The 12790-nt window shown below is 67.7% G+C and carries 11 protein-coding genes; 4 read left to right on the forward strand and 7 right to left on the reverse strand.

Annotation, left to right across the window (positions count from 1 at the left end; all coding sequences use genetic code 11):
• Positions 1 to 40: 40 nt before the first annotated feature.
• The gene (locus tag AC1Q6E_RS02675) at positions 41 to 1138 is read right to left on the reverse strand and encodes an MraY family glycosyltransferase (protein ID WP_152793175.1); all 1098 of its coding nucleotides are present in this window, start codon (positions 1136 to 1138) and stop codon (positions 41 to 43) included.
• A 376-nt stretch (positions 1139 to 1514) separates the two neighbouring features.
• Here AC1Q6E_RS02675 and AC1Q6E_RS02680 point away from each other — a divergent pair, with 376 nt between their 5' ends.
• Entirely contained in the window at positions 1515 to 2921 is a 1407-nt protein-coding gene (locus AC1Q6E_RS02680; RefSeq protein WP_492572150.1) for a phosphomannomutase/phosphoglucomutase, read from the forward strand.
• 12 nt (positions 2922 to 2933) lie between these two features.
• Positions 2934 to 4532: a glucose-6-phosphate isomerase gene (pgi, locus tag AC1Q6E_RS02685; RefSeq protein ID WP_492572151.1), complete on the forward strand. Its 1599-nt coding sequence runs from the start codon at positions 2934 to 2936 to the stop codon at positions 4530 to 4532.
• Between the two features lie 9 nt (positions 4533 to 4541).
• Here pgi and AC1Q6E_RS02690 read toward each other — a convergent pair whose 3' ends face one another.
• The 4 genes from AC1Q6E_RS02690 to AC1Q6E_RS02705 all read right to left on the reverse strand — a co-directional run bounded on the left by AC1Q6E_RS02690 (position 4542) and on the right by AC1Q6E_RS02705 (position 8215).
• Positions 4542 to 5402, reverse strand: coding sequence for a fumarylacetoacetate hydrolase family protein (locus AC1Q6E_RS02690; RefSeq protein ID WP_152793177.1), 861 nt, complete (start codon positions 5400 to 5402; stop codon positions 4542 to 4544).
• Positions 5403 to 5433: 31 nt separating this feature from the next.
• Positions 5434 to 6420: a Bug family tripartite tricarboxylate transporter substrate binding protein gene (locus tag AC1Q6E_RS02695; protein WP_492572152.1), complete on the reverse strand. Its 987-nt coding sequence runs from the start codon at positions 6418 to 6420 to the stop codon at positions 5434 to 5436.
• 37 nt (positions 6421 to 6457) lie between these two features.
• Complete coding sequence (locus AC1Q6E_RS02700; RefSeq protein WP_492572153.1) at positions 6458 to 7360, reverse strand: TauD/TfdA dioxygenase family protein; 903 nt, start codon at positions 7358 to 7360, stop codon at positions 6458 to 6460.
• Between the two features lie 171 nt (positions 7361 to 7531).
• Positions 7532 to 8215 (reverse strand): GntR family transcriptional regulator, encoded by a 684-nt coding sequence (locus tag AC1Q6E_RS02705; protein WP_152793180.1) that lies wholly within the window; start codon positions 8213 to 8215, stop codon positions 7532 to 7534.
• A gap of 236 nt (positions 8216 to 8451) precedes the next feature.
• Here AC1Q6E_RS02705 and waaC point away from each other — a divergent pair, with 236 nt between their 5' ends.
• Positions 8452 to 9396 carry a lipopolysaccharide heptosyltransferase I gene (gene waaC, locus AC1Q6E_RS02710; protein WP_492572196.1) on the forward strand — a complete coding sequence of 315 codons (945 nt, stop codon included), beginning with the start codon at positions 8452 to 8454 and terminating at the stop codon, positions 9394 to 9396.
• 11 nt (positions 9397 to 9407) lie between these two features.
• On the forward strand, positions 9408 to 10715 hold the full coding sequence (locus AC1Q6E_RS02715; RefSeq protein WP_492572197.1) for a 3-deoxy-D-manno-octulosonic acid transferase: 1308 nt from the start codon (positions 9408 to 9410) through the stop codon (positions 10713 to 10715).
• A gap of 4 nt (positions 10716 to 10719) precedes the next feature.
• Here the strand turns inward: AC1Q6E_RS02715 and AC1Q6E_RS02720 are convergent, their stop codons facing one another.
• Entirely contained in the window at positions 10720 to 11655 is a 936-nt protein-coding gene (locus AC1Q6E_RS02720; RefSeq protein WP_152793183.1) for a LysR substrate-binding domain-containing protein, read from the reverse strand.
• 115 nt (positions 11656 to 11770) lie between these two features.
• Positions 11771 to 12727, reverse strand: a complete 957-nt coding sequence (locus tag AC1Q6E_RS02725; RefSeq protein WP_296557359.1) for a LysR family transcriptional regulator — start codon at positions 12725 to 12727, stop codon at positions 11771 to 11773.
• Between the last annotated feature and the right edge of the window lie 63 nt (positions 12728 to 12790).

Below are 12790 nucleotides of genomic sequence, written 5' to 3' on the forward strand. Positions count from 1 at the left end.
CGGCCTTTGCCCATCTGGGATAGTCGTCCCGACGGCAGGCTTATTCTTTTGCCCGGTGCAGCACCAGCCACCGGGGGGTACGGAAGCGCACGATGGCTGTATACAGCCAAGTATAGACAGCGATGAAGGTCGCGAGGAATAGCATTAGTACTACCCCCCGGTCCCAGAATACCGTGGCCGGCACGATTGCGACGAGGCTGAGCGCCCACAGGTAGGGGGACGTGACCGCATTGCGCTGGGTCAGCAGCCGCGCGTTGCGGGTGCCGATGGCCCACCGTATCACCCGTTTATAGATCAGCATGTGCAGATGCACGCCGTCCGGCATGCTGGGAGACATGCCGCGGAGATATTTCTTTCGATATATGGAGAAAAGCGTTTCAAAGATGGGATAAATGAACAGCAGGGCGGGATACCAGGCCGAGACCACCGGGTTGCGGACCACCAGCAGGATGCCCAGCTCGGCCAGCATGAAGCCCAGGAAATAGGCGCCGCCATCGCCCAGGAAGATCAGGCCGTACGGGTAGTTCCAGACCAGGAATCCGAGGATGGCGCCGATCATGAGGAGCGAACCGCCCAGGATGAGGGGGTCGCTGACCTTGAAGGCGACGTAGCCCAGCGAGGCGAACATGGCCAGCGCCGCGGCGGCGGCCAGGCCGTTGAAGCCGTCGATGATGTTGACCGCATTGACCATCGCGCCCACGCAAACGACCGCGGCCAGGCCGCCCACGAGCGGGATGGCCAGCCAGGCATCGATCAGGGGAATGTCGACGCGCGTGACGGTGGCCTGAAGGAGCAGGGCGGCCAGGACGGCGCCGGCAAACGCGCAAAGCAGCCGCACCAGGGGCCTGATGCGCTTGGTGAGGTCTTCCGCCAGCCCGATGCCGAATACCACGGCCGAGCACAGCAGCAGCAGGCCGAGATCGATGGCCAGGGGGAGATCGCGCGAAGTCAGGGCGGCGACCGCCACGGTACAGCCCGCGACGATGCTCAGGCCGCCTATCCGCGGTACCGGCCGGACGTGGAATTTCTGGATACCGTCCAGATCATGGTCCGCCGTGGCGCCGTCGCGATTGGCGACGCGCACGATGAGCATGGTCACGAGAAGGGAAACTATGAAACTGATCGTCAGATTGAGCATGCACGCTCGTCGCAGGTGAGGGCCGGTCCGCTGCCGGCGGAAAGAATTGTTTAGCTTGCTATGGGTATATCCGACAACCGATGGCGTGTCACGCGATTCCAGGTTTCGCGTGGTATCGCATAATTATCGTGCCGTTACGCTGCGTTACGTCGTGCAAGAAAACAGGGCTGTCGCATGGCAACTTCATCTATAGTCCCAGTGAACTTTCCGGGGGTTGCACCGGACTATATCGCCGGGAAGGCCGGGCCGGGCGCAGCCGCCAGGACGGCTCGTGGGTACCGAAGAATGTTAGTGAGCGCTTATCTTCACTTGCCCGCAACCGGCCGTGGCATCGTACTGGCTCGGCCCATCATCAAATCTGAATCAGGAGTACCCCGTGGGGACCAACGTCTCATCTTCACCCGTCGACATCGCCGCTTCCGCCTTCAAGGCCTATGACATTCGCGGTGTGGTCCCGTCGCCTCTCAGCCCGGAGTTCGCCCGCCGCCTGGGCGCGGCGCTGGCGCTCGAAGCGCGCCGGGCCGGCGTGCGGCAGGTGGCGGTCGGCCGCGACGGGCGGCTGAGCGGACCGGATTTGTCGCAGGCGCTGCAAGCCGGCCTGATGGCCGGCGGCATCGACGTGCTGGACGTGGGCATGGTGCCGACGCCGCTGGTCTATTACGCGGCCAATGTCAGCGGCACGGGGTCGGGCGTGGCGATCACCGGCAGCCACAATCCGCCGCAGTACAACGGCTTCAAGATGATGCTGGGCGGTACGACGCTGTACGGCGATGCCATTACCGCGCTGCGCGAGCCCATGGTGAAAAATGCCAGCGGGGACGCGGCCACTCCGGGTTCCCGCAAGGAGTGGGACGCCGTGCCGGAGTACCTGCAGCGCATCGTGGGCGACGTGAAGCTGGCCCGCAAGATGAAGATCGCGGTGGATGCCGGCAACGGCGTGGCCGGGCCGGTGGCGGTGCAGCTGTTCAAGGCGCTGGGCTGTGAAGTGGTGGAGCTGTTCTGTGACGTGGACGGGACCTTCCCCAACCATCATCCGGATCCCGCCGATCCCCACAACCTGGAAGATCTGATCCGCTGCCTGGCCGAGACCGATTGCGAGATCGGCCTGGCCTTCGATGGCGACGGCGATCGCCTGGGCGTGGTGACGAAGTCGGGGCAGATCATCTGGCCCGATCGGCAGTTGATCCTGTTCGCGCGTGACGTGTTGTCGCGCAATCCGGGTGCCGAGATCATCTATGACGTGAAGTGCAGCCGCTATGTGGCGCAGGAAGTGACGGCCGCGGGCGGCAAGCCGCTGATGTGGAAGACCGGGCATTCGCTGGTCAAGGCGAAGCTGAAGGAAACCGGTGCCCCGCTGGCCGGCGAGATGAGCGGGCATATTTTCTTCAAGGAGCGTTGGTACGGTTTCGACGATGGCCTGTATACCGGCGCGCGGTTGCTGGAGATCGTATCCCGCTCGGACGATCCTTCGGCGGTGCTGGAAGCCTTGCCGCAGGCCAAGTCCACGCCCGAGCTGAAGATGGAGACCGCCGAGGGCGAGCAGTTCGAGGTGGTCAAGCGCCTGCAGGAGCAGGGGCAGTTCACCGGTGCGCGCGAGGTGATCACGATCGATGGCGTGCGGGTGGAATACGCGGATGGCTTCGGGCTGGCCCGCGCCTCGAACACGACACCGGTGGTGGTGCTGCGTTTCGAGGCGGATGATGACGCCGCGCTGGCGCGCATCCAGCAGGATTTCCGCACGCAGCTGCTGCGCGTCGCACCCGACGCCAAGCTGCCGTTCTGAGGAGGGGAGACCATGCAGGAAGGGGCTCCCGCCCATCTGGCGCCGTTCACCGCACCGTTGGCCGAGACGGCCGAGTGGCGTGCCTTCGTCGAGGCTGCCCGTCGGGCGGACCGCCGAGCGGGGACGCTGCGGATGATCGAGGCGGCGGGCTTGTCGGTGGACCTGAGTACACAGGCGCAGTCCGACGAATTGTCGGCCGCGGGGGCGTTGCTGCTGGCCGCGCGTGATTTCGAGGCCGCGCGGGCCCGCCTGCTGGAAGGCGGCATTGCCAATTGCACGGAAAACCGCGCCGCGTGGCACACCGCGCTGCGCGCGGAAGAGCCGCCCGGGCGGGTGGCGGGCCGGGTGCTGGCCGAGCGGGATCGCGTGCGCGCCTTCGTGCGCCATGTGGATGCGGAGGGGCGCTATGACAGTGTGGTGCACATTGGCATCGGGGGCAGCGATTGGGGACCCAAGCTGGTGGTGGCGGCGCTGGGCTATGCGGGAACCCGCCGGCAGATGCGCTTCGTTTCCAATATCGACGGGCATGCCATCGAGGCGGGGCTGGTCGGCCTCGACCCGCTGCGCACGCTGGTGGTGGTGTCGTCCAAGTCGTTCAGTACGACCGAGACGCTGCATAACGCCGACTGCGCGCTACGCTGGCTGCGCGAGGCCGGCGTCGCCGATCCGTGGGCGCAGGTGGTTGCCGTGACGGCCAACCCCGAGGCGGCCCGGGGCCTGGGCGTGGCGCCCGAGCGCATCTTTACCTTCTGGGACTGGGCCGGAGGCCGCTATTCGGTCTGGTCGGCCATCGGGCTGCCCATTGCGCTGGCGCTGGGCGCCGAGGCGCTGGACGGGCTGCTGCAGGGCGCGGCCGCGATGGACGGGCATTTCTCGACGGCGCCGCCGGCGGCCAATGCGCCGGTGCAACTGGCGCTGGCGGGGCTGGCCAACCGCAATGTGTTCGGTTATCCCTCGCTGAATATCGCCCCCTACGATGCGCGGCTGGTCCATCTCGTGCCCTATCTGCAGCAGTTGGAGATGGAGTCGCTGGGCAAGTCGGTCGACCTCCAGGGGCGGCCGGTCACGACGTCGACCGGGCCCGTGGTCTGGGGCATGCCCGGCACCGATGGCCAGCACACCTTTTTCCAGTGGCTGCACCAGGGGCCGGAGGGCGCCCCGGTGGATTTCATTATTTGCCGCGAGGCGGACCACCCTTATCCGGAGCATCACCGGCTGCTGGTGGCCAATTGCCTGGCCCAGCGCGAGGCGCTGCTGCGTGGCAAGCCGGTGTCCGTGCTGGAGGCGGAACTGGCGCCCAAGGAAAGCGATCCGGCGCGAGTATCCTGGCTGGCGCGCCACAAAATGCATCCCGGCGGCCGGCCGTCCACGCTGATCGTGCTGCCGCGCCTGAGCGCGCATGCGTTGGGCGCACTGCTGGCGCTGTACGAGCACAAGGTGTTCGTGCAGGGCCTGGTGTGGGGCATCAATCCCTACGACCAGTGGGGCGTCGAATACGGCAAGGTCCTGGCCACGGGGATCGCGCAAGAGCTGGCGGGGCTGGCATCGGCCGGCGGTCACGATGCGTCCACTGCGTACTGGGTGGCGCAGTGGAGCAATGGCGGGATGTAGGCTGGCCGCTCAATCCAGCAGTGCTGGATCCCAGGCGTGGACGACCTGGCGCTGTTCGCCCAGGCCGGGGATCCCGAGCGTGATGACGTCGCCCGCCTTGAGGTAGACCGGCGGCTTCTGGCCCAGCCCGACGCCGGGCGGCGTGCCCGTCGCGATCAGGTCGCCCGGTTCGAGCGTGGTGAAGCGGCTGATGTAGCTGACCAGGAAATCCACGCCGAAGACCATGTTGCGCGTGCTGCCGTCCTGGCGGCGCTTGCCGTTCACGTCCAGCCACAGGCGCAGGTCCTGCGGGTCCGGTATTTCGTCGGCCGTGACCAGCCAGGGACCGATCGGGCCGAAGGTGTCGCAGCCCTTGCCCTTATCCCATTGGCCGCAGCGTTCGAGCTGGTATTCGCGTTCCGACACGTCGTTGATGACGCAGAAGCCGGCGATGTGCCGCCGGGCGTCCGCGGGGTCGACGTAGCGGGCACGCGTGCCGATGACGATGCCCAGCTCGATTTCCCAGTCGGTCTTGGTGGAGTCGCGCGGCATGACGATGGGGTCGTCGGGACCCTGGATGCAGCTGTTCCACTTGGCGAACAGCACCGGTTCTTCTGGAACGGGTTGGTTGGATTCGGCCGCGTGGTCGCTGTAGTTCAGCCCGACGCAGATGAATTTCCCCGTGCCGCTGCAAGGCGCGCCCAGCCGTGTTCCGGCCGGGACGATGGGCAGGCGCCCGGTATCCAGCGCGCGCAGGCGGTCCAGTTGCGCGGGGGACAGGGTGGCGGCGGTAATGTCGTCCAGGTGCCCGGACAGATCGCGAAGCGTGCCGTGCTCGTCCACGAGGCCGGGTTTTTCGTGGCCCTTGGGGCCGTGGCGTAGAAGTTTCATGGGTGATGGATGATGGGTTGCGGCCGGACCGTCAAAGCGAAACGCGCGGGATGTGGGCTTGTTCGATGACGCCGGCCCATTTGCGGATTTCCTGGCGGGTCTTGTCTTCAAGCTCTTGGGAAGTGGAACTGGCGGCGATGGCGCCCTGCGCACTCAGCTTTTCCTTGACCGACGTATCCGCCAGGGCGAGCGCGGTCTCGCGGGCGAGGCGGTCGACGATGGCGCGTGGCAGGCCCGCGGGGCCCACCAGCGCCGTCCAGGTGTAGGCCTCGAAGCCGGCCATGCCCGATTCGACGAAGGTCGGGACTTCGGGCAGCGAAGGCAGGCGCTGGTCGGCGCCGATGGCGAGCGCGCGCACCTTGCCGCTCTTGATGTGCTGGTAGGAGGCGAGCGCATTGTCGAACATCACGGAGACTTGTCCGCTGATCAGGTCGGCCAGGGCCAGGCTGCTGCCTTTGTAGGGGACATGCACGATGTCCAGTCCCTGCTGGCTCTTGAGCAGCTCCATGGTCAGGTTGGGCGGGGATCCGATGCCGGGCGAGGCGTAGTTCAGCTTGCCCGGGTTGGCCTTCACCCAGCGTATGAATTCCGCGAGAGTCCTGGCGGGGACCGAGGGATGCACGTTCAGTACCAGCGGCAAGATGGATGTGAGCGAGATCTGCGCGAAGTCCTTGAGCGGATCGTAGGGCATGCGTTCGAACAGGCTGATGTTGACCGCATGCGGGCCGTTGCCTGTCAGGAGCAGGGTGTAGCCGTCCGCGGGTGCGCGGGCGGCGGCCTCCTGGCCGATGATGCCCGAGGCGCCGGCCCGGTTGTCGACGATGAAGCTCTGGCCCAGCGACGCGGACAACTTGTCGGCCAGGATGCGGGCGATGATATCGGTGGCCCCGCCGGCGGGGAAGGGGACGATCATGCGGACTGGCCGGTTGGGCCAGTTGTCTTCCTTGGCGCGGGCGGCCTGCATGACGGGGGCCATGGCCGTGGCAGCCGTCAGTCCGAGAAGCGTTCGGCGTTTCATGGTGGCGGTTTCCTTGGTGGTCGGGGCGCGGTCCGCGTCAATGCCCGGCAGGGCGGTAGAACGGCGCATCGCCCTGGATCGTCGTACGCCGCATCAACCGGCGGTGGGTGTTGTCGAAGTCGGTGGCCCGATGCATGGTCGACCGGTTGTCCCAGAAAACGAGATCGCCCGGCTGCCACTTGTGGCGGTACACGAAGGCGGGCTGGGTGGCGAACTCGCTCAGTTCCACGACCAGGCGGCGGCCTGCCTCGTCGTCCATGCCTTCGATGCTGCGGGTCAGTCCCGCGCCGACGTACAGCGCCTGCCGGCCCGTGGAGGGATGGGTGCGCACCAGCGGATGGGCGACAGGCGGCGTCCTGGCTTCTTCTTCCGGCGTGAGCGGCTGGCGGTGGCCCAGGTAGGTGCGGTAGTGCCAGGGGTAGTCGTGGATGCCGCGCAGGCCGGCCAGTTGCTGCCGCCTGGCGGCGGGGAGCGCATCGTGGGCCGCGAACATGCTCGCGAATTCCGTGTCCGCCCCTTGTGGCGGGCACTCGACGCCGTACAGCAGCGATCCCATGCTCGGGCGGGGCAGGAAGGACATGTCGGAATGCCAGAGCATGCCCGCCCGGTCGGCACCGATCTTCTCCCCTTTTTCATTGGTGATGTTGGAAAGAATGGTGACTTCCGGGCAGTCGGCCATGTTGAAGCGATTGACCACGTGTCCGATCAGCGGGCCGAAGTGGGCGCTGAAGTCGCGGTGGGCGATGGGCGGCAGGTCCTGGTGCCGGAAGATCACCACGCCATGCCGTTCCCAGGCGTTCCGGATGTCGGTGACGGCGTCGGCGGAGATCGGCCGGGAAAGATCCACGCCTTCGATCTGGGCGCCGACGTGCTCGGCAAGCTTGCGGACGGTAAGGCCGCTGGGGGTGAGATAGCTATCTGACAGTCTGCTTTCGTTCATTTCGTCTCCTTTTGTCTGATTGTCGACAATATATGATCGGACTGTCAAGATACGGATTTACCCTCTGGTTTTGCGGTGGCTACGCGGTCATTCGCGTGGAAAAACCAGGGGCTGGCTACTTCGTTTGTTTGTCGACAATGACTGCCGGGCCGGTGAGGCGGTGTGGCGGCGTCAGGGCGCGAGTACGCTCAACGCATAGGCCAGGTTGTCATGCACCAGCTTCTGGCCGCACCGGTTGGCCGTGTCCTGATCCTGCTTGCGCAGCGCCGCGAGCAGGTCGCGCCAATTGTCCAGCGACTGCCGGCGGCGCGAGGCGGCGGACAGCCCCAGGTTGGTGTAGCGGGCGATCTGCAGCGACATCTGGTTCAGCATGCTGGCCAGCTTCTTGTTGCCGCAGTGTTCGCAGATCAACTGGGCCATGCTGGCGGAAAGGGCCGCGTGCTCCAGCGCCTGAGCCTGTTCGTCGGCGCCGTCGAGCGCCGACATGCGCGCCAGCGTATCTTCCAGCCGGCGCAACAGGGCGTCGGTACGGCAGCGCGCGAACAAGTCGCAGGCCACGCCCAGCAGCGCGGCGCGGATCTGGTAGATCTCGACCATTTCATCGTGGCTGAGCGCCGTGACCTTGGCGCCATGGCGAGGCTGTATGGATACCACGCCGTCGCGTTCGAGAATGCGGAAGGCCTCGCGCACGCTGCTGCGGCTGACCCCGAAATAGCCGGCGAGCGGGATTTCGCGCAGGCTGGCGCCGGGCGCGATCTCGTTTTTCATGATCGCTTCGGCGATGGCTTCGGCGACCTGCTCGGGCAGGCTCGTGAGATTGGGAGGGGACCGTAGCAGCAGGGAGTCGAGAGCCATGAAGCGATTGCTCGTTGGAATGGGAAGTAGTCGGTCAGCCCGGCGCGGGCGGCTTGCCGGGGTATTGTCCGACAAATCGGTGCCGGCGGGGCCCGCGGCACGAGCGTCCGTTTTCGGAACCAGGCCCTCTGTTGATGGCGGGGGGCGCGCACCGGTTAAAATCCGCCCTTTCCACGCAGCCGGTTCCGCACCGGCTTCCGTCCGTGCCCCGCATCCTCCTCGTCAAGACCTCGTCCATGGGCGACATCGTCCATGCGCTGCCCGCCGTCTCCGATATCGCCCGCCACATGCCGGGCGCGCGGATCGATTGGGTGGCCGAAGAGGCATTCGCCGCCATTCCCGCCCTGCATCCACGCTTGAACGCCGTCATTCCCGTGGCGCTGCGCCGCTGGCGCAAGGCCTGGTGGTCGGCGTCGGTGAAGGCCGAGCGAGCGGCTTTCCGCAGGCGGCTGAGCGAGCATCGGTATGACGCCGTGATCGACATGCAGGGGCTTTGGAAGTCGGCCATGGTGGCGCGCCTCGCCAACGGGCCTCTGCATGGCTGCGATCTGCGTTCGGCGCGGGATCCCTTCGCGTCTTTTTTCTATCGCTATCGCCACCGGGTGGTGTTCGAGCAGTCGGCGGTGGTGCGCATGCGGGAACTGGCGGCCTTTTCGCTGGGGTATGACCTGGCCGGCGCGCCGGATTTCGGCATCCGCGCCGAGCCGCCCGCGGGGCTGCCCGCGCGTTATGCCGCGATCATGCCGTCGGCCAGCCGGCCGACCAAACTGTGGTCCGAGGCGTCGTGGCGCACGGTGCTGGAGCGGCTGGCGGTGGCCGGGCATGCGCCGCTGGTGTTCGCCGGCACCGAGGACGAGGCGGCCCGCGCGCAGCGCCTGATCGCGGGCATACCGGACGCCCGGGCGCTGCCGCGCATGGGGCTGGCCGAGGTGGCCGGCATGCTGGCGGGCGCATCGGTGGTGGTGGGGCTGGACAGCGGGTTGACGCACCTGGCGGGCGCGCTGGGGCGGCCCACCATCGGCATCTACGCGGATTACGACCCGGCGCTCGCGCCGGTGACGGGTTCGGCCTATACGGCCAGCCTGGGCGGACGGGGGACGCCTCCTTCGTGCGAGCAGGTGCTGGCCGCCATCGGGCAGGCCCTGCCCGCCGGCGCGGCGGTCTCCGGAGCGGCGCGTTGATGCGGGGCGCGGTGTTGCAGGCCGTGTATTCGCTGGTGTGGCGGCTGGCCACGCCCTTTCTGTTGTGGCGCATCGGGCGCCGCGCGCGGCGCGAACCCGTGTACGGCGTCCATCCGGCGGAGCGTTTCGGCTTCTACGGCAGCGGCAGGCATGCGCCGGCGCGCGGCGGTTTCCGGGCGGCGCCAGTCTGGGTGCATGCGGTCAGCCTGGGCGAGACGCGCGCGGCGCAACCGCTGATCCGCGCGCTGCTGGATCGTGGCCTGCCGGTGCTGCTGACCCACATGACGGCAACCGGCCGCACCGAGGGAGGGCGCCTGTTCGAGCAGGACATCTTGCAGGGCAGGCTGCGCCAGGCCTGGCTGCCCTATGACATGCCGGGCGCCGTGCACCGTTTCTACCGGTATTTCGCGCCGCGTTGCGGCCTGCTGGTCGAGACCGAGGTCTGGCCCAACCTGGTGTCGGGCGCGCGGCGCTACGCCGTGCCGATCGCCCTGGTCAGCGCGCGGCTGTCGGCCTCGTCCGCGCGCAAGACGATGCGGGTGGCTGGCCTGGCGCGACGCACCTACGGGCGTCTGGACGCCGTGCTGGCGCAGACCCGGGCCGATGCCGAGCGGCTGCGGCGGGTGGGCGCGCGCGATCCGCAGGTGGTCGGCAACCTGAAGTTCGACCTGCAGTTGCCCTATGACCTGATGCAGGCAGGCGCCGCCTGGCGTCAGCGGCTGGGCCGGCCGGCCATTGTCTGGGCCAGTACGCGCGAGGGGGAGGAAGAGGCCATCCTGGCCGCGTTGCGCGAGATGCCTCGCACGCGGGGAGGACTGGCACCGCTGGCCGTGCTGATCCCCCGCCATCCCCAGCGTTTCGACGAGGTGGCGGCGATGGTGCTGGCGTCGGGGCTCTCCATGCGGCGCCGCTCGACCATGCCCGGCATGCCGTTCGGCTGGGTTGATCCGGAGACCGCCGTGCTGCTGGGCGACAGCCTGGGCGAGATGCCGTTCTACTACACCGCCGCCGACGTGGCCATCGTGGGGGGCAGCTTCGCGCCGCTGGGCGGGCAGAACCTGATCGAAGCCGCCGCCTGTGGCGTGCCGGTCATCGTCGGTCCGCATACCTTCAATTTCGCGCAGGCCTCGGAAGACGCGATCGAGGCCGGTGCCGCATTGCGCGCGGACAGCGCCCAGGCGGCCTGGCGTCTGGCGCTGGAACTGATCGACGATGGCGACCGCCGCGCCGGCATGCGCGCCGCCGCGGGCCGGTTCAGCGCCACGCACACCGGCGCGACGCAGCGGGTGATGCGGGCGGTGGGGCCCTGGCTGGGGTGAGCGCCTAGCGGGCTTGCAGCCCCGCCGCTGCCTCTTCCAGGCACGCGATCATCAATTCCGAGCCGGGCGTCAGTCCCCGATTCCGGTTCCACAGCACTCCGCGCGGCCGCATCAGATGAGGGAAGCTCAGCGGCAGCACCGTCAGGGGCTCCGATGCGTCGGCCGCAACGGCCCCGGCCATCACGGCGATCGCGTCGGTGACGTGCAGGTAGGCACGCGCCAGGTGTGTGGACAAGGTTTCGACATAGTTGTTGGGCAGCGTCATGCCATGTTCTTCCAGCGTGCGCTCCAGCGGCGCGCGCAGGATGCTGCCCGTCGGCGGCAGGATCCACGGATAGGGTTGCAGGTCCGACCATTTCAGGCGCCTGCGCCGGGCCAGCGGGTGCTGGTGCCGCGTCATGAGCTGCACGGGGTCGTCCAGCAGTTCCTTTTCCTCGAAGCCGTCGGCGGCGCTGCGCAGGGGCAGCCGGCCAACCACGAGATCCACGCGGCCTTGCCAGAGTTCGGGCAGCAGGGTCTGGGCGGTGCCTTCGGTGACCAGTACGTTGGTGTGGGGGGAGCGCTGCTTGAGGATGGCGATGGCCTGCGGAAGCAGCATGGAGGTGGCGGCGGGGAAGGCACCGATGTGGATCTTGCCCACCGCGCCCGAGCTGAGCGAGTTGAGTTCGTCGCGCGCCTGGTGCAGTTCGGTCAGCAGGGTGCGGGCATGGCGCACCAGGCATTCGCCGTAGGCCGTGGGGCGCAGGCCCTGGGCGGTGCGGGTGAAGAGTTCCAGGCCCAGGCCTTTTTCCAGTTCGGCCAGGGCCTTGGAGACCGCGGGCACGGTGACGTGCGAGCTTTCGGCCACCTGCTTGAGGTTGCCGTGATCGTACAGCGCCGTGATGAGTCGGAGGTGGCGTGCCTTCAAGTTGATCTGGAGATACCAGTCGATCTGCGTCATGCCGCCCCCAGGGATAAAGTCTGCTGCCGGTTGTTCAAGCCGGGGGATTTTACTCAACCGGCCCCGGCGTGCCGTGTAGGCTCGGCCTAACCGGAAGTTAAGGCCGAGCTGGCGATTACTGGCGTTGCCGGCGCCCAGGCGCACCGAACGAAGCCTGCCCCTTGATGCCGGCCGCCACGGTTTCCACGTGGCGCACGAGCGCCGTGGCCTCGGGCGAGAGGGGCCGGAGCGCCGAATAGTACACCTCGGTCCAGAGCACGATGCGAGGCCGGAAGGGGCGCAACACGATATCGGAGAAGATGCCGCCCGCGAGCAGCAGGGGGTTGATCAGGGCGATGCCGACCTGCTCGCGCACCAGGGCGCACGCCGCCAGCGAATTCCTGGCCAGCACCGGCGCGCGCACGCGCACGCCGGATTCGCTGAGCGTGGCTTCGACCAGGATCGTGGTCGGCGAGTCGTCGGGCAGGGCGATCAGCGTTTCTCCCTGGAGATCGTCGGGCCGGACGAGGGCCCGGCCGGCCAGCCGGTGTCCTGGCGGCAGCGCCGCCACCAGGAGATCTTCCGATATCGTCCGCCGTTCGCACAGCTCGAGGTTGCTGGCCGACTGCGGTAGCGGCTGGTTGGTGACGCCTACGTCGATTTCCTGGTGGGCGACCAGTTCCAGCGTGTCGTGCGGCGTCTCGACCCGCAGGTCCACCTCCACGTCGGGCATCTCGCGCCGCAGCCTGCTGACGGCCTGGGGCACGATCGCGATCAGTGGCGGCGCGTGTGCGGCGATGGTCACCCGGCGCTGTTTTCCGCGCTCGAGTTCATAGGCCATGTCCAGGGCGAAATCCAGTTGCTGGGCCGCGCGGTTGGCATGGGGCAGCCATTGCTTGGCGGCCGCCGTGGGCCGCAGGCGCCCGCCGGAGCGATCGAACAAGGCCACTCCCGTTTCGCGCTCCAGGAGCCGGAGGATCTTGCTGACCGCGGGCTCGGACACGCCGAGCTTGAGGGCGGCCTCGGCCAGGCTGCGGCTTTTCATGACCGCCGCGAACACGCGCAGGTGGCGACTGGTCAGGACACGGGGCATGGAAAATTCGCCTTAACTGAAAGTTAAGTAAATGTAGGCAAAACCGAGGTGGAGGGCAACCTA

The sequence above is a fragment of the Pigmentiphaga sp. MLSB6-MA01 genome, assembly GCF_058793475.1.

What these genes read in the sequence shown, in the direction of transcription:
- AC1Q6E_RS02675 (WP_152793175.1), bottom strand. Translation starts at nt 1,138, where the DNA reads ATGCTCAATCTGACGATCAGTTTCATAGTTTCCCTTCTCGTGACCATG.
- pgi (WP_492572151.1), top strand. Translation starts at nt 2,934, where the DNA reads ATGCAGGAAGGGGCTCCCGCCCATCTGGCGCCGTTCACCGCACCGTTG.
- AC1Q6E_RS02690 (WP_152793177.1), bottom strand. Translation starts at nt 5,402, where the DNA reads ATGAAACTTCTACGCCACGGCCCCAAGGGCCACGAAAAACCCGGCCTC.
- AC1Q6E_RS02695 (WP_492572152.1), bottom strand. Translation starts at nt 6,420, where the DNA reads ATGAAACGCCGAACGCTTCTCGGACTGACGGCTGCCACGGCCATGGCC.
- AC1Q6E_RS02700 (WP_492572153.1), bottom strand. Translation starts at nt 7,360, where the DNA reads ATGAACGAAAGCAGACTGTCAGATAGCTATCTCACCCCCAGCGGCCTT.
- AC1Q6E_RS02705 (WP_152793180.1), bottom strand. Translation starts at nt 8,215, where the DNA reads ATGGCTCTCGACTCCCTGCTGCTACGGTCCCCTCCCAATCTCACGAGC.
- waaC (WP_492572196.1), top strand. Translation starts at nt 8,452, where the DNA reads ATGGGCGACATCGTCCATGCGCTGCCCGCCGTCTCCGATATCGCCCGC.
- AC1Q6E_RS02720 (WP_152793183.1), bottom strand. Translation starts at nt 11,655, where the DNA reads ATGACGCAGATCGACTGGTATCTCCAGATCAACTTGAAGGCACGCCAC.
- AC1Q6E_RS02725 (WP_296557359.1), bottom strand. Translation starts at nt 12,727, where the DNA reads ATGCCCCGTGTCCTGACCAGTCGCCACCTGCGCGTGTTCGCGGCGGTC.